Annotated in this window: 10 protein-coding genes and 2 riboswitches; of the genes, 1 reads left to right on the forward strand and 9 read right to left on the reverse strand. The window is 54.7% G+C overall.

From position 1 onward, the window contains the following. Positions 1 to 15: 15 nt before the first annotated feature. The 7 genes from QZJ86_RS13545 to QZJ86_RS13575 form a co-directional block, all read right to left on the reverse strand. The gene (locus QZJ86_RS13545) at positions 16 to 669 is read right to left on the reverse strand and encodes a TonB C-terminal domain-containing protein (RefSeq protein ID WP_301670956.1); all 654 of its coding nucleotides are present in this window, start codon (positions 667 to 669) and stop codon (positions 16 to 18) included. Between the two features lie 11 nt (positions 670 to 680). Beyond that, the gene (locus QZJ86_RS13550; protein ID WP_036276642.1) at positions 681 to 1,085 is read right to left on the reverse strand and encodes an ExbD/TolR family protein; all 405 of its coding nucleotides are present in this window, start codon (positions 1,083 to 1,085) and stop codon (positions 681 to 683) included. Between the two features lie 168 nt (positions 1,086 to 1,253). Next, a complete protein-coding gene (locus QZJ86_RS13555; protein ID WP_301670957.1) occupies positions 1,254 to 3,041 on the reverse strand; it encodes a DUF2341 domain-containing protein in 1,788 nt (595 codons plus the stop codon). 202 nt (positions 3,042 to 3,243) lie between these two features. Beyond that, positions 3,244 to 14,064 (reverse strand): filamentous haemagglutinin family protein, encoded by a 10,821-nt coding sequence (locus tag QZJ86_RS13560; protein ID WP_301670958.1) that lies wholly within the window; start codon positions 14,062 to 14,064, stop codon positions 3,244 to 3,246. Between the two features lie 39 nt (positions 14,065 to 14,103). After that, positions 14,104 to 14,182, reverse strand: a riboswitch (cyclic di-GMP riboswitch). A 400-nt stretch (positions 14,183 to 14,582) separates the two neighbouring features. Next, the gene (locus tag QZJ86_RS13565; RefSeq protein ID WP_301670959.1) at positions 14,583 to 16,238 is read right to left on the reverse strand and encodes a ShlB/FhaC/HecB family hemolysin secretion/activation protein; all 1,656 of its coding nucleotides are present in this window, start codon (positions 16,236 to 16,238) and stop codon (positions 14,583 to 14,585) included. Between the two features lie 250 nt (positions 16,239 to 16,488). Further along, entirely contained in the window at positions 16,489 to 18,102 is a 1,614-nt protein-coding gene (locus tag QZJ86_RS13570) for a hypothetical protein (protein ID WP_301670960.1), read from the reverse strand. A gap of 70 nt (positions 18,103 to 18,172) precedes the next feature. Next, positions 18,173 to 18,943 (reverse strand): hypothetical protein, encoded by a 771-nt coding sequence (locus QZJ86_RS13575; RefSeq protein ID WP_301670961.1) that lies wholly within the window; start codon positions 18,941 to 18,943, stop codon positions 18,173 to 18,175. A 94-nt stretch (positions 18,944 to 19,037) separates the two neighbouring features. Beyond that, a riboswitch (cyclic di-GMP riboswitch) is annotated at positions 19,038 to 19,136 on the reverse strand. 466 nt (positions 19,137 to 19,602) lie between these two features. On the opposite strand from QZJ86_RS13575, the gene QZJ86_RS13580 reads away from it, so the two are divergent. Further along, positions 19,603 to 20,742 carry a hypothetical protein gene (locus QZJ86_RS13580; RefSeq protein ID WP_301670962.1) on the forward strand — a complete coding sequence of 380 codons (1,140 nt, stop codon included), beginning with the start codon at positions 19,603 to 19,605 and terminating at the stop codon, positions 20,740 to 20,742. Between the two features lie 196 nt (positions 20,743 to 20,938). Here the strand turns inward: QZJ86_RS13580 and QZJ86_RS13585 are convergent, their stop codons facing one another. Next, complete coding sequence (locus QZJ86_RS13585; RefSeq protein WP_301670963.1) at positions 20,939 to 21,061, reverse strand: hypothetical protein; 123 nt, start codon at positions 21,059 to 21,061, stop codon at positions 20,939 to 20,941. Positions 21,062 to 21,086: 25 nt separating this feature from the next. Further along, entirely contained in the window at positions 21,087 to 21,869 is a 783-nt protein-coding gene (gene ppk2 / locus QZJ86_RS13590) for a polyphosphate kinase 2 (RefSeq protein ID WP_301670964.1), read from the reverse strand. Positions 21,870 to 21,948: the final 79 nt, after the last annotated feature.

Raw genomic sequence — 21,948 nt, forward strand, 5'->3', positions numbered from 1 at the left:
TTACCCGTTGGATGATTAAATACGTGATGAAATCTTTAACTTGATCGGCTGCTGCATGCCGGGCGGCGGCGCCTCGGCTACCCGGTCGAACTTGTTCAATAAACGACCCAGAAGCTCGTCGATGTCGGCGTCGTTACTGCCCTTGGTTAATTCGACTCGTTCCACCGAACCGTCGGCCTTTAGCCACACCTTGACGATCGCGGTATAGCCTTTGCGACGCAGTTCCTCATGGCTACTCAATAGATTCAGGATGCCGTTCTTGACCAAGCCACCGTACCAAGCGTAAGGATTGCCGCCGCCACCGAACAGGCCAGTCCCACCCTTGCGGGCCGCCAGTCCGAAACCATCCGTTCCCGCCGTGCCTTCGGCGTCCAGTCCCAGATCGCGAGCCGGCGCTTCGTCCGGTGGCGTTTCCGGCATCGGTTCCGGTTCAGGCTCCGGTTGTTCGATTTTTTCCTTGATTTCCGGCTCGGGCGGCTTTTCCACTTTCGGCGGAGGCGGAGGTGGCGGTTTCATTAAGGTGATGGGCTGGATCTTTTTCTCGTTTTTCGCCGGCTTCTTATCGATAAAGTCGACGATGACTTTGACGATGTAAAACACCGCCAGCGCCGCCAGCAAGCCGCCAATAATTCTGGGGATATACACCCGTAAGTGTTTCTTTTCGGACATGGCTGAATGCGCTATTTGACAAGACTTTGCGTTACCAAGCCGACCTGGGTGATTTCCAGCTTGCCCAGCAAGGCCAGAATATCCACCACGCTTTGATATTGCACCGTGGCATCGCCCTTCACCACCACCGGCAACTCCGGATTGGCGGCCTTGTATTGCAACAGAGTCGACTCCAGTTGCTCCATGGTCACCGGAAAAGTATCCAGAAAAATAGTGCCGTCGGCGGTGACGGTAATCGCCTTGGTTTGCGGCTTGGCCAGACTGGGCGTGTTGCTGGCTTTGGGCAGGTTGACTTGCACGCCCTGTACTGCCGCGGTGGTCATTAAAATAAATACCACCAACAGTACATACGCCAAATCCAGCATCGGCGTGACGTTGATTTCGTCGTACGCGGCATTTTCTTCTTGGACTTTCATATCGTTATTCTCTTGATCAACAGGTGGCTGTCACGTAGGTTGGACTCCCTCGATAGCGCGCAACCGGACACATCGAAGCCAACACGTCGGGTTACGCCCTTCGACTGCGCTCAGGACTAACCCGACCTACATTTTTCTAATGCTCTACCGTAAACGGGCGAAAGATGATCAGCTATGCTGCTCGGCCAGTTTGGCGACGAACTCGTCGACGAACACGTGCATGTCGGCGGTCACCATCTTGATCTGGCTGCCCAGATAGTTGTAGCCAAACAGCGCCGGAATAGCCACAGCCAGACCGGCGACCGTGGCCACCAGCGCGGCGGCGATACCCGGTGCGATGGCGTTGACGTTGACTTCCCCGCTCGCCGCGATGGCGGCGAAGGTAATCATTACCCCCACCACGGTACCCAGCAGTCCCAGGAACGGACCGCCGGAAATAGCGATGGTCAGCAACACCATTTGCGAATTGAGTTTTTGCAATTCCCGCACCAATACGCCGTCCATAGACGCCTTCACCGCATTCAGACCTTGTGAGGATAGAATCATGTCGGCAGCCTCGGCCCCAACGCCTTTAGGCAGACGTTTGTTCATTTCCTGTACGCCGACGTGATAAATCCGGTAGATGGACGAACCGGCAAAGGCGGCATGATTGCCGGTCAAAGACAACAACAGCGGCGACTCGTCGAAATCTGCCTGCCCTTCTTCGTCCTGATGATCCAGATTGCTGATGTTCTTAGCACCCAACTGACTGAAAGCGTCTTCAAACTTCTTGTTTTCGCTGCGAGTACGGCTCAGCACGATGGCTTTGCTGATCATCACCAGGGTACTGATGATAAACATCACCCCTAAAATACCGATGATGACCCAGCCGTCGATGGTGACGTTATTCAGCGTCGAAACCAGATAGGATTCGCTGCCGCCTTCGCTGTCCGGGGTGCTGTCTTCGCCGTAGTTCAACAATGCCGAAGACTGGCCCTGCATCATCGTCGCGAATTGCAGGTAGTTTTGATCGCGGGCCACTTTAGCAATGCCAAACTCGTCGATCGCGCCGACAAAACCGCGTGTACCGTCCACGGCCGCGCCGATACTGCTATCGCCCAACAAGGCCGAGACGCTGGCCGGCAAGATACCGACGGCTTTGCCGTCCACATACAAGGTAAAACCGTCCTTATTGCCGGCAACCGCCAAATGTTGCCAAGCCGCCAGATTCAAATCCACCGGGCTGACCAATTCCTTACGATTGACTTCCAAAATCGGCGTCTGGCCTCTAACGGATAAAATCAAGCCGTCGCGTTGAAACAGCACGCCATTGCTTTGCGCCTGGTCGATTTTCACCCATGAAGACACCGTCCAACCGAACTCGACGGACATTTGGATCGCCGGTGTCGCGGCGATACGAATAGATTGGCTGCCGTTGAATCCGCCCGCGTCGCCGGCCGCCCCGCCTTCGACCACAGTCTGGGTGGCGGAAGCGGGTTGATTCGCATAAGCAGTGGCATCCTTAACCGGACCAGCCTCGAAATGATAAGCGACCGCCTGGGCGACATCGAAGAGGCCCGCGCCGTCCTGACCGTCCACCGCTTTCGGGTTGCCGTAGTACATCCAGAACATCGGCTCGTCGGCCGTGGCAATATCCTTGGGCAATTTCACCCAGATCAAAGCCATTTCATTGATAGGATCGATTTTCTCGATATAGAACTTCAGCGGCGTTTTATCGTCGCCGGCCAGAAACCGCAAATCCTTGCCGTTCTCGGCCAGATCGGCAAAGTAACTGAAATTGCCGGTATGCAAACGCACCAGCACCAGTCCCTCGCCGACCGGCTTGACGCTGTCTTGCTGCAATCGCTGGGCATCGATGGTGATTTTCTTTCTGTAACCCCAGTCGTCGTTCCACCAGGCTTGCGCCAGGCCGGGTACCGCTAACAGGGTCAATACTAACAGGGCAATCCGCTTCATGTTCACTCTCAAATCAAAACATATCGCGGATTATCCCGACATTTGTTTACATTTTTATGACAATTCCTTGAATTTTATTGCTCGACGCCATTTGAAAAATCATCACGAAAGAGATACGCATGACGCCGCCGATAATCGCGGCTGGCACGGAAAAAAGGCTTGCCGGCAAAGTGCCGGCAAGCTTTAGAACTTTAACGATAGGTTAATCGCCGAAACCCAGAATTTCGACGTTCAATATACCCAATACTGCTTTTGCCATCGCCTTACTCGCATCCTTGCCAACATTGCCGCCGACCGAACTTTCCGCCATCTGGCTGACGCCGGCCGTCATATTACTGGTACCGGTCAACCCGGCCGCCACGCTGCCGGTGGCCGCTACCGGCACACCGGTGCCGACACCGCTGACCTGGATATTTTGAGCGCCTAACACCGCGGTGGCAGAAATGGTCACGTTAGTACCGCCGATACCGGCCTCGCCGGCGTCGACGACACCTTTTGGGGCAAACAAGTAAACATCGCCCGCCACTACGCCGGCCGAACTGGCCGCGGTGCGAATCCCGCTACCGGAAACGACCGCTGGAAAGGTGATGGTCATATTGCCTTTTTCGTCATAGCCGATCTCCGGAGGCGGCGCGGCAATCGCCGATTTGGCACCTCGGCCGGCGTCGATATCGCCTTCCGACGACCAGATCATGATGTCGCCGCCATCCAGCGCGAACACTCTCGAAGTATTTACTAAAAAGTCGTCGCGCAGCACCACGTTGATATTCCCATCCTTTTGGGCAACGATGCCCAATTCCGATGCTTTTTTCTTCTCACTCTCGTCAAAAGAGAATGCTACACCGGCATTGATCTGCCCCCCAGGCGCCAGCAAATTGATGTCGCCGCCGTCCTTGGTATGAATCTTACTGAAGAAAACGCTGATATCGCCTTTCCAATCGCTACCGGGAAACAACGATTCGATAGCGGCAAAGCCGCCTTCATTACCCAACGAAGAGGTACCGGCCGATGCACTACCCGAGACTTTGATTTCGTTAAAAAATACCGGCAGCACAATGGCGTTCAATTGCGGTTGTATCGCCACGAAATCGCCGCTGTTCAATTTGGCAAAAGCTTCCAACGCAGCTGAGTCGCTAAGATTGGCGTCATTCAACCGCTCTCGCATGAAACCGGTAATCAGCAAGTTGGCTTTTTGCCAAGCCTCGGCATATTCAGACTTGTCTTGTAAGTAAGTGCGAATAAAGCCGGCATAGTCCAGCTCGCCATTGGCACCGGTCAATACCGTCAAATTCGCGCCATGGTCTGGCAAAGCGCTATTGATCAAATCGCCGGCTGTCGAAATACCCTTCGATCCACCCAAATCCATATGCCGGCCGGTTTTGACCAGGACATCGCCGGGACCACCAATCTCAATTTCACGGCTGGACGAGTTATCCAGTTTACCGGTACTGGCCAGCCGAACCAGCGGATAGCTGATATCGCGCGCCGCTTCCAGCAAGGTCACATCGTCGTCGTTGGCATGCTGCAGATACAACAACAGATTGGTAATATCGTTGCCGGACTTGATCAACGCCTTTTTAGGCAGGGTAAAACCGATGTTTTCGATATTGCCCTGGCGGGTCACCAAGCGCGCCGGTTCGGCGTCGCCGCGGTGAATCGGAGTCGCGGCATGGATATCTTCCATCCGGTCTTTAGTGGCGTTGAACGTATCGAAATAGCGCAAAATGTCGCCCAAGCCGGTTTCGGTCAGTGGCGACTCCGCTCCGGGAAGCAGCGTCGCATCGGCATCCGACATACCCAGACGCACACCGAGATCACCCTTATCGGCGCTGATATTCTGCTCTGCCAACAAATTCAATTGGCCGCTGGCCGAAGGGAACAGGGTAATTTCGTTGCCCAGCTTGATGTCGCCACCGAAAGCGCTGGCGTTTAACGAAGCCGGATAAATAGCGGATAAGGTTTCCTTAAAAGTATTGCCGTCCGCGAAGACTCTACCGTTGGAGAATAACAGCACGTCGCCGGCCAAACTGGCGACGTTCAAGGCGCTGGCAGCACTATAACTAAAGAAGTTGACGCCATCTTTATGCGTGATCATCGGGTCGCTGACCCCACCCAAGCCGACATCACCGGTGGCCGAAATCGAAAACCGGCTATCACCCAGCAACAAAATCGGCCCGTTATCGGTGTTTGTGCCGCCCTTAACGCTACCGCCAGCCTTGATTGCACCGTTACCCTGTCCCAGAAAATAGCTGCCGCCGATAATGTCGCCGCCGGCACTGATCTGCATGGTGCCGCCGCCGTTAATCTCAACCTGATTGGTTTTAAAGCCGCTGAAGTTATTACTGCCGTTGGCATCGCCGACCTGCTTGCCGGTAGTGGGCATCGCCACGTCCAGATCGATAATGTCGCCACCCGCGCTAATCGAAACCTTGCCGCCACCGAAAGAGCCTATGCTTTGTTGGAACTGCGGCATCGGCGCCCTACCGTACTGATCGGTCTTCTGGCCGCTACTTAGCTTTCCGGGCAAATAGCCCAAGGCCACGCCCCAGGCAGTCGGTTCGGTATGTGCCGCATCCGACCATTCTCCACGACGCAACAGCCAATCGTTAAAATCGTTCGTGCCGACCGTACCGCGAATATTGCCACCAGCGTTCAAGCTCAAATCGCCACCGTTCACCGGATAATCGGCGTATAGCTGCCTGGCCACGGCTTTGTCCGACAAGCTGCCGTAAGGATTGCTCTGAGAGGTGGTACCCGCGCTGTAAATCGAAGCGGCGGTGTATTCGGCAGTCAGCGTTATATTCGCATTAACCTGCGTCGTCAACGCTTGGCTGAGCTCGACAACGGGCAGGGTTTTGATCGCCACATTTTGGGAAATCGCCTTGCTCAATGCCTTGCTCAACTGTACCGAAGGCAAGGTCTTCAAAGTGGTGTTGACCGGGACCGCCGCCGTCACAGCTTTATTCAGCGTGACAGTCTTGGTCAAAGCATTAATGGCGGTAATCACGCTGCCGGCAGCAACACCGTTACCGGTCAAATAATCACCTACCACCCAGCCACTAACATCGGCTACTTTAATGTTCTTGTTGTTTTTGGCAGTCGCACTCGCAGTCAGACTAGCAAAGCCAGCGGTGTTGATTTTAGTAATCGTGGTGCCGGTATCGATACCGTTTCCGGACAGATAATCACCTACCCGCCAACCGTCGGCCTCATCGCTATCGATGCGTAACGAAAAACTTTTAAGGATGGCCGCCTCCTTGGTCGTATGGGTCACGCTGGTGGGATCGACCTCCGTAATATAGGCGCCGGTCGCAATAGCAGTGCTACCGGACAAATAGCCGCCCACTTTCCAGGCGGATATATCGGCGACTGCCAGCGTCGAGCTGCCTTTAGCGGCAGCGGATACGACTTTATTGCTGATTTTCTGGCCCGACGCCAGAATGATATCCGCCCCGGCGTTGACCTCGATATCGCCGCTGCCGGTTCGTAATCTGACGTTACTGGCCAGCGTCAGGTTTTTCGCGGACAAGGTTTTATTCGGATCGGCGCTTTGCAGATCGCCGCCGGCCGTCAATTGATACGACCAGGATGCGCCCTTCTGCAAGCGATCGATCACCGCGACCGATTTAACGACGCCATTATCGTTATATTCGAAATTTTCGTTCTTAAAGCCGTCCGTCAACGACTGATCCAACGTCAAATGACCGTCGGTACGAATCACCAAACGCCCCGGTAAATCGTCCCAAACATTGCCATCGTTATTTTCGTCGTAACGCCAATCGGCCAAGTCCCATGTATCCTTCAAGACCAAATCGCCGCTGTAATCGATTTCCACACCCGCTAATAAACGGATACCGTATCCCAGCGTTTCGGTCACGGCGGACATATTGGCCGCTGCCATATAGGCATCGGTTTCGGCCTTGATTTTGGCAATGTCGGCAGTATCAATGTTGCCATCGTCTCCCAGATCGGCATTGCCATATTTTGCAACGCCTTCCGCGTAGATAGCCGAAGCGCCTTTAATATCGCCGGCGATGGGCAGAATGTCCACACCGCCGTCGGCGGTGCGTCTAGCCCGTAGCGTTACCTCGCCATTGGCGGCGCCCTTGCCGGACACATCGATACTCGAGCCGCGTTGTACTTCGATGCCGCCGATACCGTCGTTGTCGCCATCCACCGCCGATAGCAGCACGGTCCCGCCGGCCGCACCCTCGCCGATGCCTTGAGCTGACAATACCGCGCCGTTCGCCAATACCAATTTGTCGCCGGCGTACAATTTGATCTTGCCGCCATGTGCCGCACCGTCGGCGTTCACGCTGCCAGCCAGTTCGACGGTACCGGTATCGGAAACCAGGCTCACTTGCTCCGCCGCGATAAGCGACTGATTGCTTTGGCGAATATCGGCATGACGGACCCGGAAATAGATGGATTGGTCGGCGCCAGCGGTATTCAAGGCTCGCATCAAGGTGTCGAAATCGTTGCCTTGAGCATAATGGTCCGCCTCCAGCGCCGCACTAGCACCTTGCGCCTTCAGTTCACCCTGCAAGCTCACGGTTTGCTGCAAAGCCTGCAAGCTAATCGAACCGCCGTCGGCGTCGCCGCTGCTGGCAACATCGATCAGCGATCCGGCCCCGGTGGCGATACGACCTTGATCGGCCACGGCCTTGAAGCTGCCGCCGGCGGTATAGCGATTGATGTCGCCAAATTGCACGGTACGACCGGCCAGATCCACGCGAGCTTCCCCGCCGAGCGTTACATCGCCGCTCAAGGCATGCAATCCCAGACGTCCGGAAGGCAGCAGCACCTTGGTGTTGAAGTCAATCGCATCGGCGACGATATCGACGCTGCCGCCGAAACCGCTAGTCGGCGCCAACTCGCTGTTCAAACTGGCGAATCGGGCTTGTCCGCCCGTCGCATCCAAGCGCAGTTTGCTGCCGCCATCGGCGGTAAACGCGGCGGTAGCCAAGTTCAAATCGGCCGCAATCCGCAGATCGCCGTCACCTGTGGAGCGGAATTGATCGCGAGCCTGAATATCCACCGTATCGAAGCCCTGTAGCGTAAACTTGCCGTCGCCGATTTCCACGCTATCCGCCAACAATTGCAGGCGACCAAGGCCATCAGCGGTTTGGACGCTTTCCGCCTCGGCAGTGTTTTGCAATTGCAGCGAGCCGATCCGCAGTCTGGCGGTGTCGCCCCCGACGCCAAAACCGCTCAAACCGGCGGCATTGATGCTCAGCTTGCTGAATTGCAAAGCCTTGGGCAGATTGTCAGCCTCGACGATCAATTCGCCGTTCGCATCCACCTGGCCGACATTACCGTAAAAAGCCAGACTGTCGCGCGCCGTCAGTACCAATTCGTCGACACTGAGACGCGTCAATTTAGCATTGGACAGATTCAACGCATTGCCGGTCAAGCCGTCGACTTCGCCGAGGTTAATGGCGTTGGCGCCCAGATTCAAAGATCCGCCCTGCATATCGATATCGCCCAGCAATTCGGTGGCGTGCGAGGCGTCCAGCAACATCGACTCCAACGCATGCAAGCGGGCGCCGGCCGCCACCTTCAAATCACCAGCCGAGCCATTGCTGTCGGTTCTATTCAAGCTGACCTGACTACCGCCGGACAAACGCAACATCGCACCGTCGCCGCTGATATTAATGACGCTATCGCCGGTTGCGGCTATACGGTTGGCTGCCAAGCTCGCGTCCGCCTCTACTGCCACAACATCCTTGGCAACTGCCATCAGTTCCGCGCCTTCTAGGCTGATACCCGCCGAAAAGATCACTTGATCAGACGTTACCTGAATATCGGTTTCGCCCGTTTTAAGGTTACGCTGCCGGGCACCGCCCAACAGCAGGCTATCGACATTCAACGCAGTTAAATCACCGGCCAGAATCTCCAAGATACCCTCGGTCGGAATCTCGCTGAAATGGTCGGCGACCACGATTCGGTTGGCGGCGATGTCCATTCTGGCACCCTTGCCGCCACTCAAGGCGTCGATCATGAATTGACCTTCCATAATCAGCCGGGTTTGGGCAACCAATGAGATATGGCCGCCGTCCATCGGCAGAATCGGCACCGCGCTTTCACTTTTGGCGGCCTTCTCGGTATAAAACGCATTGGCGGTATAAATTTTGTATTCCGCGTGGCGGCGCACGTCCGCGCCGGTCTCGATCAGGAAGCCGCTGCTGCGCGCGTCCCGCACCTCGCTGCCGGCCTGCGCCATATATCCGGAGACAATAGCTCGGCCATCCACGGTATATTGCGTAATGGATTGATCTTGAGTACCGGCTTGCGGCGTGACCAGATAAGCGCCGGGCAACAAGGCATAATGCGCCGGCAAAATCGCATATTCGCCGGCCGGCAAATTGCCAGTACCGTCCAGATGAACGGTTGCGCCGGGCGCATAGGTCCAGCCGGTGTTTTCGTAATGGTCATAAGGCGCCCACTGCGTACCCAGCGTGGGGATGATGGCAAAACCGCCTTGGTAGCCGGCACCGCCGGTCTGCAAATAATCGTTAGAACCACCTGAGCCGGCGATGAATTCATAAGCCTGCAAATCGCCGCCACCCGACAAATCGACCACACTGCCGGGCGCCATCTCGATTTCGACGGCCGACAGTTTCACGCGTTTTTCCGGTGTGCCTTTGAAGGCCGAATTTTCGACAGCGGAACTGTCGGTCGTCACTGGCGCATTATCGAATACCAGATTGGTCAACTTGTCCAAAGGATATAGCCAGTCCAGACCACCCTGCGTCACACCGAGCGGTATCAATAAACCGGCGGCGGACACCGAGGTGACGCTGCCGTCCGCAAGCGTCAGTCGCTGCCCCGCATTCAGATTGATCGTACCCAACGGCGCTTTTAATACGCCTTGCTGATCGATGAACGGTGCTTCCAGTGTCAAGGAACCGGCCGCCGCCAACGGCGAGACATCGCTATTGCGGCCGGTCACGACGATGCGGCCGGTATCGTTATTGCGCACCGCAAAGGTGAAATCGGTCAGGGTGGTCGGATAAATCTGGCTGGCATGCAAATATAAATCGGCCGCCGTCACCAATGCGCCGACATAATCGCGCTCCTCCGGTTCGTTATGTAAACCCAGCGTGCGGATATCGTGTTGGCTGTTCAACGCGACCTTGCTAAAGCCGCTCCAGCGGCTAGCGCCTTCTAATTGTATCCATTGCGCATTAGCGGAGAATTCGCCATCGCCAGCCTCGGCGGTCGTCGCGATGCTCCGATTCAAGGATGAACCCAATTCCAGATAATTGGCCGCCAACACCACATTACCGGCGGCCGCGCCGTCCATCCCCGCCGCCTTGAACTCGGCGACATCAATAGCGATACGTTCGGCGGCGCTTAAGTTGACATCGCCGACAAACGTCACATTGCCGCCACGACTGAACAGGCTCAGATCACTGAAACCCGCCTGGGCGAACCGATCCGCACTGAGTGTGGCTCGACCGATAGTGGAGTCGGTGAAGTCGTCGCCGAAACTGAATTCTTCGTCCATCCCGCGACGAGCGCCCTGCACCACATTAATGGTCAGCGTACCGGTCGGGAACGGAATAGTCGGCAACAAGGGAGTGTTGCGTTTTGAGCGATCCAGGCTCAGCGACAAGCTGCCGGCACGCGCGCCGACGGCACCCGCCACCGCGCGCATTTCGCCATCGATAACGATACCCTCGGCGGCACGAATGGTGATCTTACCGGCATTGGACGCCAGGGTTTGCCTGACATACTCGACAGCCGAACCGCCGCCGACTTTTTGAATATCCACACTGACCCGGTTACCGGAAACATCCAGCATCGAACCTTCCGCCAACACCACCACACCGCGCTGGGCATCGAAATTAATCGTCCCGCCATCCAGCACTTCGCCGGCTACTCGACCGAACTGATCTGCCGGCTGCAACCGGGAGCTACCCTGTACCAGCAAACTGGCGCGTTGGCCTATCCAAATCGTTTGGCTCGCGTCGTATTCCAGGCCATTGCTCGGCACGATACTGATGTCGATCTTGCCGGCGTCCGCTTGTAACCAACCGTCGGCAAATATGCTGCCTTGCTGGCTGGCGATCGTGATCTCGGACCCCTTGTCGGCCACGATGCGGCTGCCGGTTTCTAATATCGCGCCGGCGTTGCCGGATAAACCCAACTTCAGCGGTTGGCGCAAATGTTCGGGTAATTCGGCAATGTTGCTGAAACCGCGCATGGATTGGCCGGTAGGCGCATTCAGATAAGCCGAGGTCAGTTCCAGATTTTGCTGGCGCAAATTCAAATGCGCGTCGGATTTAACCGTCAAGCGACCGTAATTGGCCGACAATTGAATCTCGCTGAAAGCCAATTGCTGAGAAAAATCGAAATTGCCGTTGCGGACCGACAGCAACAAGGCATCGGCCGTATCGTCCTCGCCGGTCGGTGTGCCAACAATGATCTTGCTGCTGGCCAAGGCCAGTTTGCCGTTTTGCTCCAGGCCATAAGCCGATACTTGACCGGCAAAGGTCAAGCTGGCCGGCTCTGTGATGTTACCGTCGCTATCCTTAGCGCCTAGGGCGGCCAATGTAATCGATCCGCCCTTACCGGCCCGCAATTCGCCATCCAGCGGCAGCCATGCCCCACCGTCGGCTCTAATCGACGCCCCGGCATTGAAATGCAAATCACCGCGCGATTTTAAAGTCACCGTTCCGCCGTCCAGAATCAGCGGATCGTTGGGGGACACATCGACACCCAGCCTTAAATCGTTGACCCATAGACCCGACACATCCAGCACGGCTTGAGAGGCTATCGTCAGGCTGCCATCGCCGGACGAGGGCGCGGTAGCGGCGTCGGCGGCCGATGTCAGGCTCAGACTACCGCCAGCCACCTGAAAACGGCCATCGACGGCCACACTGCCGGCAGCCACGCTCAACTTGCCGCCCGCCCGCATCGTAATGTCCGCGTCGCTTTCCAGCGCCGCATTGCCCAAGGTGCTAACCGACACCGAGCCAAGTCCGGTATCTGTGAAAAGCCGTCGCGACAGCTTCAAATCGAGACCGGGTTGCTTCTCCTCGGCCATCGGGAATATAAAATTGTCGGCGAGCGCTATATGATCCGATTCCCTGGTAAATCGCACATTCTGCAGGGATTGGAACACAGCCATGTCGATATTGAAACTGCCGCCGGCCGGTACCGCCGCCGCGTCGCGTTGGTAGATGCCTAGCGTGGAACCGGCATTCACCAGGCCGTCCCAAGCTAATTTAGGCGCAACGATGTTCAGGCTGCCGGCGGCCTTGCCTTCGGTATAACCGCGCTGAAATTGCCCCAAACCGAATTGGTCCAGAATGTTCCAAACTTTCTTGACGCCCCATTTGGTGTGAACTTCCTCGACTACCCCGAAAATACCGGTGTAACGTTCGTTGGGATCGGCCTCGCTGATATCGACGATCCGCCCGTAATCGGTCACCAGTTTGGTGCTGCTGATATAACCGTCCCGATATTGCACCGTACCGCCCGCGATATCGAACACCGAACCATCGTTGGCGATAATGTCATCGCTGGCGGTTAAATTGATCTGGCCGCCTTTGCTCAGGCGTTCCTCGATTCCCCGGCTGATCCTGGCCTGCGCGCCGCTGGTATCGACCATATCGGTTCCCTTGCGCAAATCGACCCGAATGGTTTTACCTTTTAACACGCCGTCGCGTTGCAAGGGTGCATCGCGCAATTCGTAACTCTGCACCGAAATCTCGCCGACATTCCGTTCCATATCGACTGCGACACCTTTGTAACCGGCCACATCAATCAGCGCGGTGCTGTCGATGAAAATTCGGCCTTTAGTACCCTGCGTCGCCTGCAACAGATTATCGGTCGCCTTAATATCGACCTTGCCGCCCGGCACCTTGATAGTCGAACCAGCCTCGGCACGGACGGTATTAGCGGTGATTTGCAGGTAAGAATCCGGCTGCTCTTGTTCGTCGATCGCCTGGCCGCCGCCGGTATCCGCGAGAATCTGGGTGACGCTGCCGCCGCCCAATTTCACCGTGGCTTCGGTACCTAACTCGTCGCCAAGATCGGTGTCACGCTGGGTTTTATTGGCGAACAATTTATCCTTGTTGTTTTCATCGACGCCCTCTTGCGCCACCAGCCGTATCGACCCGTTGACGTTGACCGAAGTCGTCGCACTGACTCGGCCCTGTTGATTAACCGCGAAACCGGCCAAGGTCACATTGCCCTGCCTGACCGCAATATCGCCGGTATTGGTGACTTTACCCCCGGTGCCGACTTCCACTAGCAAACCGGCGAACGGATTGTTGACATCGTTCGGCGACGGCTTTAGATAAACCTTGTCCTGACTGGCCGCGACGATAATCTGGCCTTGTTCGCCAGCCGATAATGAGCCTCTATTTTCGATATTGGGCGCGGCGATGATGATCCGTCCGCCCTTGTCGGTATGGATTTTGGCACCAGCCTCGATCAGGATTTGAGCGGTTTTCGGATCCAGTTTATCGCCTGCCGTCATCGGCTCAATGGCCAGCGCCGCTGTGCCGTTTTCGCTGAATACTCGGGTAATGCCTCGCTCGAACACATCGTCGGTGATGTTCAACGTACTGGCCATGAAACTATTGGCATTGACAACCGAATCCTTGTCGAAAATAAAACCGTTCTTGTTGTACAAATAGACTTGGCCGTTGGCGATGATCTGGCCCATGATCCGGCTGGCGTCTTGTTGGCCGATCCGATTCAGCGCAATCGACGAGCTATTGGGCTGGACGAATTGCACGGTATTTTCCTTGCCGACGTTGAAGCTTTGCCAATTCATCACGGCTTTGTCGGTTTGCTGATCGATGCGTAAGGTATTGCCGATGATTTGACTGCTTGCGCTGCCGCTGGATATCCACGTCGCTGCCGCGATCGGCAATTCGGCATGGGCGGGTATCGCGTTGCCGACCAACATGCCGCCGGTTACCGCCAATCGCACGCAGGCGACCAGGGGTTTTAATCTGAAATTTTCGGAATTTTTCTGCCGCGGCATTGCGGTTTTGTTAGCCATATTGGTTGCCCTTACCCAAGTCATTAACAAACATCTGATATTGGCAACCCGGCTGCCTTGAATAACAAGACCCGTGGCTTTCCGTCCCCGCTTCGCAACGAGTTTGGCTTTATCGTTCGTTATTAAAAAATCAATACCAATGAAATATTAAATTCATCAATATCGTCTTCGAATATGAGTTTAATATCCATATAACTTTTAATAACTGTACCAAGGTATTAATGATTATTTATTACAAAATTATGACAAAAAATAAAAACCAATAAATTTACAAGTTATTGATTATTATGATATTTTATTCTATAAACCACTTATAAACACATTTTGTGGCCAAATTTATTTGACCCATATTGCAAAATATTTTTAAAAGCCGAATCACCCTATCGATATAGAGTCTAATTCCAATAAAACAGGACTTCCTAATACAGCAATCAGCTCGTCTATTTATGACGAAAAAATGACAAAATATCTATTTAACGAATAGTTAAATAGGTAACATTCGCCACTGATAAAATACTTTAAAACTCGGTGGCAATATTGAAATGCACCCGAGGATCACCGCTATTGACCGGCGCCAACGAACTGAACGGAATACCGATGTCCAAGGCGCCGCTAAGCTTTTTCCACATTTGAAAGCGCAAGCCAACACCGCCGCTGCTGAGAAAATTGCCCTTGGCGTTACCCGGCAAGGCGTTTTTGATCCAGCCCTTGCCCGCATCAAAGAAAGCCAGTAATTTCAATTGATCGACAAACTCCCAATCGCTGGCACCCAGGTGCGGCGAATGCAGCTCCAGCGAACCGAACACCGCGTCATCGGCCAAGGCCTGCGTTTCGAAATAACCGCGCACGCTCTGCGCGCCGCCCAGGGAGAACTGTTCGTTACTAATCAGGGGCGAATCGGCGGCTTGTCCGGAGAAATGGCCGACCATTTCCATGCCCCACGGCAATTCGTGCTGGGTTTTCAGGTCGCCGGTCAGATAGAGATAATTGGCTTTGGCCAGATAGCGCTTCTCCTCGAACTCCTTTTGAGAATTACCCAAGCCGCGCACCGAAAAATGCATGCCCACATCGAAGCTGGTCATGGCATGCTCGCTGCGCCAATTTCCGCTGTATTGGGCCAGGAACGGCGTATAGCTGATCGGGGTTTTAATCGAGTCGGCCCCCAGCAAATTGACGTCTTCCTTGAAATCCTTGTAATCGACGCCCAAGGTGCCGTTGTGGCTGTAGTCGTTCAGCGATTTAAACGGTCGAACCAGACGGGCGCCGTAGATATTACCGATACCGATCACCGACAGCGCGCCGGCGCTGGCGATCTGAGCGCTGGACGAAGAACTGACCGCGTAAAAAGCCAAGCGAGTCGGGCTGTCGAACAGCGGCAGCGCGTAGGTACCGGCCCAAACGTCTACTTCTTCGTTGTTTTCCGGCGAGACTTGATACATCAGCGAAGCGCTGTGCATTTCCTGCCAGAGATTGTCGTAACGTAAGGACGACACCAACCGCAAGCGTGAAGTAGTGGAGGTATTGCGGCCATTCAACTCGATACGGCCGTGCAGCGGCAGTTCGTCTTTAACTTTTAAATCCACTTCCAAAGTACCAGGCGTTTCGCCGGCCCGCAGGATAGGCTGAATCTGCCGGTCGGCGCTCTGCCCGCTCAACTCGGCCAATTGTTGCTGCATTTTCGGCAGATTGGGGACGTTGCCTTCCGCCAACTCCGGGACACCGGCCTTGATTTTGCCCAGCGAAAAATACCGGGAATCCTTGACCCGCAACTTGGAGACCTTGCCTTCCACGACTTGCAAATAGACGATGCCGTTTTTCACATCCTGTTCCGGTATGTCCACCGCCACGGTTTGATAGCCGTTGGTGCGGTATAAGTCTTCCAGCGCGGTGCGAGCCATTTCGACGTTATCGATGCTTTTTTTCGGACCGAGAAACGGATAAACCGTGCGCTCCAATTGTTTTTTGTCCAGTAGCGTGTTGCCCTTGACCCGTAGTTCCAGCAGATCGAAATTGGCCGCTGCTTGCGGTGCGGGTTGGGCTTGGACCGCTTGGGTTTCCGCCGCCGGCGTTTCCAAATTTTGCTGCGCCGACACGCTAAAACTGCCGGCAGCCAGTGCGACCAAACTCAACACCAATAGGCAGGGTTTAACGACTGTTGTGTGATGTAACTGCATGTATCCGATGAATGTGCATGACCCGGTCTTCCCGATGAAAACCGCCGAACCGCCATTGTATGAAGCTTAGGTTAAGTTTTTGTGACAGCGCTGTTCGGAGCAGGTATTCGCAAACCCTGCCAAGCATGGCTTCCGACTTGATTTGATACCCTAATAAAAACAAACCAGGCCAACCGCGATGAAGCGAGCTGGCCTGGTAATATTGATGGTCATCCATGACCGGCCGGGATTGCCCCGGCTTGGCTAGCTATTACAACTTGGCGTCGCCGTTGTTGTACAAGGTAGGGACGCGGCAGTTATTGACCGACACAGATGACGTAGCGTGGCTGTATGGGTTGACCGGTCTGCTGGACAAAAACGCACCGTTGGCTTCTGGAGTAAAGTTGGTCGGAACCGCCAGATAAGCGCCTTTTTCAGTGGTAAAGGTGTGGGTAAAGCCGTTGTTCAGAGCCGCCATTACTTCAGGCGCACCAGCCGATTTGATGACCGCATCGGTCAGTTTTTTCAGCGCGGTGTTTTCGGTGGCGTTGGCGGAGAACACATGGTTGGTCCAGTATTGGAAGGTATTTTCCGCCCAATCTCTGTATTTGCCGCTGACTACGTTAGCCAGAGTCGGCGCGACGCCGTCCAGTTTCACGAAACGGAATTTGCTGGCAGCGGCGGTTTTTTTCTCCAGCGACTGGATACCGACCGCCCAACGCACGCCCCAGGTGTTATCAAAGCCGTTAGCGGCGTTGGTGCCGTCATCCAATTCATCCAGGCAGTTACCGACCGAACCGGAAGTGTTGTTTTCGTGGATCATCGGATAGCCGTCGCCTTCAGCAAAGCCCAAGGCAACCGCGTCACCTGCTGGCGGGGTAGCGCCAGCGGCAGTGGTGCAGGGGTCTTGCAGGAATTTGATGTTGGATTGCGCTTGTGTACCGGAACCGTTTTCGCGGCGGCAGGTGTGCAGGTTAGACGCGCCTGGCAAATAAGCGGCAGCATTGGCAGCAGCCCAATCATACAGACCCAAACCGGTAGCACCGACTTTGATTTGGTTCCAGTCCGCCCAGTTACCGGCGTGAATCGCCGCCACTTGCGCAGAACTCAAGCTAGGCATGCAGGCTTCGGCTTCGCTGCCGACGGTGCAAGTCGCCGGAATCGCGCCGGTCGAAATTTGCGCGGCTTGCAGGGCAAAGTACAGTTTTTTAGTGACAGGTACGCCAAAGGCCAGCGCCGAGGCGCTTTTCACGGTCAATTTGGCCACGTCGTCGGCAGTCACGTCCGAATAACCGGCTGGTGTATTGTTGCCGGTAAACTGCGCAGGGTCGACGTCGGAAATGCCGAAGTCAGCGATGTGCTTGACGTATTTGGTAGGATCAGCCAGGTCGTAAGGGCATTCGATGACACCCAAAGTGGTGCCGGCAACCGGTGCGGTGACTTGAGTGCAAGCCGAGCTGATTTTCAAAAACTCGATACTGGCACTAGCGGCATCGCCATTGGCTTCGGCGATCAGCGGGCTGACGCCGAACGCGGAACCGCCAGCACTGCGTTTATAAACCAGGATGTTAGGCTTATTGGTTGGCAAACCGCTGTTGGTGGCGGCTTTTTCGCACAAATAAGCGTTTTGGTCGGAGCCGGTCAAGCTGTCTTTATATTTCCAGACTTTTTTGCTGCTGTCGCAAACTTTATCGACAGCTGGCACGGTGGAATCGGTGATCAGCTTTTCGATGAAGTTGACCGCCGCGGAAGCGCCGGACAAATATACGGTGTTGGTTTGCGCGGGATCGATGATCGGCAAGTTGTTGGCATCAACGTTGATGGCCGCTTGCGCGCCGGAAGACAGGGCGGCGGAAATCGCCACGCCTAATACTAATTTTTTCATGAGTTTTTCCTCTGGTGTTAAGATTGAATCATTGAGACGGGATGGCAAACAAACGCCATCCCTGGGAACCTTACGCGGCAGCGTGTTTACGGCGAGTCATGCGCAACACGCCCATCAGGCCGGCGCCGAACATCCAGACTGCGGCAGGCAGCGGCACCGCGGCAACGGCAGGACCGTAGCTCAACGAGTTGCCTGCCAATGTCCATTTACCGGCAGTCAACACAGGTGCAGCAGTGCCGTTCAAGTAAAAGAAGTTACCGGCCGAACCATAGGCAATATTCGCTGCCGCATCACTTTTGGTTCCCCACAAGGTATCGGCAGTGTTGAGTTGATTGTGCTGTCCGGTATTGGCTGTATCGGAATCGGCCACCAATGAACTCAAGTTTGCCGCTGTGTTGGACACTGTTTCACCTGGGTTATCAGCCAACGCACCGCCGTTGATCGCGCCGGCGTGATTCTTGATACCAGTACCAGCAGCAGCCGCAACAGTTAAGTTGGTGTAAGCAGCCGGAGCACCCGCACTGGTTGCCAATTGTTTGGAGCCATTACCTACCGCAACCGTAAATACAGTTTGTGATGCATCCAAACCGGCTGAAAAAGTATTCCACAGCGCGTAAGCTGACAGATCAAAGCTTTTGGTATATGAAGCATTACCAACATTAGCAATCAAATCACCGTTGGTCAGACCCAAATCCAGCGTAAAAGTCAGGGCTTGGCTTTTGTCATAAACAGACAAAAAGGCTTCTGAGAGTGTAGCGCTACCGGTTGCGATACTCGCGTTCGCCGCGCCAGCGCCTGCCAACAGAGCCGCAGCCATTAAAGTTTTGCCGAAATGTTTCATTGTTTGTTTCCTTATGATTTAAAAATAAAAGTCTAAATACACAAGGTGACAGCCCAGCCATCTTGAGCATTGTCAATGTACGTCCTTATCATCGCCAGCCATCCAGGCCACCCGCCAAAGCAGGCATGACATTCAATACTCAAGATCCGAAGCTTTCCGTCCCCGCCTCGCGACGAGTTTGGCTTTTACACGCTTATTTTTACACTGCTATCTAACACCAAGACGGTGCTGCTCTCCCCGCTACCATGTTGCATGTCGCTCTACCCTCGCCGACTCCCTAACCTCTTCCGTCGCCTACTCCCTATGCGTGCCGTCCTTGCTCCCTAATCTGTCCTGAATCTTTACGAACCGCCCGAATAGGGCCTGTCCTTCAGTTGCGGCGGATTATTCCAGAGCAAATCGGGGGTTTCCGTTACACGTCTGTTACGGTTTCGTTAAATGTAATACGCACGCCACCGCGACTCGCCGAAAAGCCGTCAGCCATATCGGCCCAAGCGTTTGTTTTAATTGAATAGCTTTCCGCGACGATGCTGAAATGACTTCAGCCAAGGGAACTTGCCGGTAAACCGATCCGGCTGTACAGTTGGACTTTTAAGGACTGCAAGTCTTGCGCTTGCCGACTAAACATCACTATCGGCTGTCAAACGAAAGGAAACGGAATGAGCGAAACAACAACCCTGGAACAAGCTTTTGGCAGCGCCGCCCACCCAATCAAAGGGCTGGAGCATTTAGCCAGGGATTTGAATCGCTGGTATTTGAACCAGCCGGCCGAGCATCACTTCCTGCATCCTTGTGTGATCGACGGTAAACCGGCGCTGGTGTGCCAAGCCGGTTTGAGTCTCAATGCCCAAGCAGCCTTTGCAGCGTTGCAAGATATTGCCCGGCGTTACGGCATTTATTTAAAGGAAGACAGTCGCTTAAAGAACGATGACTCGATTCCGCATAACCGCCGCCGCAATGTCTGTTTGGTGTTAAGTTTTTGTATCGGCATGATGGCGACTTCTCGGGTCGTCACTGCCAAAGATTTGCTGCCGGTCAATGCCGTGCAGCCGGCGGCCAGCCAAATTACCGAGCCGATTAGCCGGATGCAAGCCAGCCTGGCGGTCGGCGGCGATGGCGTCTCGGTGATTCGCTTGCGTCAGCAAAAACCGCCCTCTGCCGCCCAGGTATTGGCCGCGTACAGTCAGAAACAAGCGACGTTAACAAGCAATCAACTCGCGGAAACCGAAATCGCCGGCTTCCTGACCACGCTCTATCAAGCCGAATCTGGCGACCCTGCTTCGATCAACGCCGACCTGGCCGCCATCGCCGACTATTATTCGCGCTATCCGCAAGTCATCGGTTTAATCAACGAGTTACGCGGCCAAAAACTGACACTCAAATATCGGCAAAACAACTGGCAGACCCAAGCCTGGGGCAACCAATATGGCGTAGACAGCGTCACCATCTACTTCGACACCCGGCTGGGCGCGCAATTGCTGAACGCCCCCGGCTGCGACGCCACGCCGGCCTGTAGCATTTCGCCGGCCGACGCTTTATTACACGAATTACTGCATGCCAAATTGATGCTATTGGATAGCCAACATTTCATCGAAGGCGGCGGTATGGCTCAAACCTTGTATCCATTTGAGCATGAGCGGGAAGTGATCTCGCACGAAAACGAGCTATACCAAGACATGAATCAAATGGATGGCCTGGCCCGGCCTTTGCGGCATCGGCATAGCGGCGAATTGCTACAGGTAAGCTGCCCTGCCTGCACCCCGACCAAGCAAGTTGCCTCGGCCGATTTAAGCCTGTAAAACTGGAGGGGATCTCTAAAATCTCCTTCTTCCTCCGGAGGCTGTCGTAAAAGTCAAATGTAGGTTGGGCAGAGCAGAGCGAAGCCCAACAAAACCAAAATGTTGGGCTTCATTGTATTCAGCCCAACCTACCTTTTACGACAATCTCCTCCAGGAGAAGGTTGAGATCAGGGGATTATATCAGTAACTTATACCCTCACCACTGGTTACAGATCATGACGTAAGCATCCAGCCGCGCAATTTTCCAGGCCGCACCCTGTATCTGGACGATTGCAGGGTTATCGGAAACGCCGGTTTTCGCGAGCACTCGATCACTCATGCCTACCGAACCTTGCCCACCCGCCTCAAGGCGCAATCATGCCGTTGTGCAAATAGCTTTCTTCGTAATTGAAGACAATATTGGCGTCCGGCAGTACCAGCGCCTCGTTTTTGCCCTTGTAATCCAAGCGAAATAGTAAATCCTTGATGATGTTGATCCGCGCGGCCTGCTTGTCGTCCGACCTGACCACGGTCCACGGCGCGGACAAATGATGGGTTCTGGCAAACATGATGTTGCGGGCGTCGCTGTATTGCTGCCAATGTTTTTGCGCTTCCTTGTCGATGGGGCTGACTTTCCATTGTTTAAGCGGATCTTTTTCACGTTGTTTCAGGCGTTCTTTCTGTTCGGCCTTGCTGATGTCCAGATAATATTTCAGCAGTTTGATGCCGGAGCGCACTAGCAATTGCTCGTAGTGGGAAACGGTTTCGATGAATTCGTGATATTCGGCGTCGCTGCAAAACTCCATCACCCGCTCGACGCCGGCCCGGTTGTACCAACTGCGGTTGAACAATACCATTTCCTGCGCGGCCGGCAGATGGTGCGTGTAACGTTGAAAATACCAGGTGCTAAGGTCGCGATCGGACGGTTTGCCCAGCGCCACCACCCGAATTTCCCTCGGGCTGAGATGCTGAATGATGCGCTTGATGGTACCGTCCTTGCCGCCGGCATCACGGCCTTCGAAGATAATCAGAATCTTGTCGCCATGCTTGATGATGTGGTTCTGCAACTTGACCAGTTCCTCCTGGAGTTGTTGCAAAGTATCTTTGTAGACTTGTTTATCGGGTTTGGGTGCGTGTTTTTTGCTCATGGTGGCCGGCCTTGTTTAAAGTGTGTCGGTAAACATAGCAACAATGCGCGCGTATTGTAATGGCCGGATAAATTTGGCC

Origin of the sequence: Methylomonas montana (assembly GCF_030490285.1) — a bacterium.
GTDB classification, from domain to species: Bacteria; Pseudomonadota; Gammaproteobacteria; order Methylococcales; family Methylomonadaceae; genus Methylomonas; species Methylomonas montana.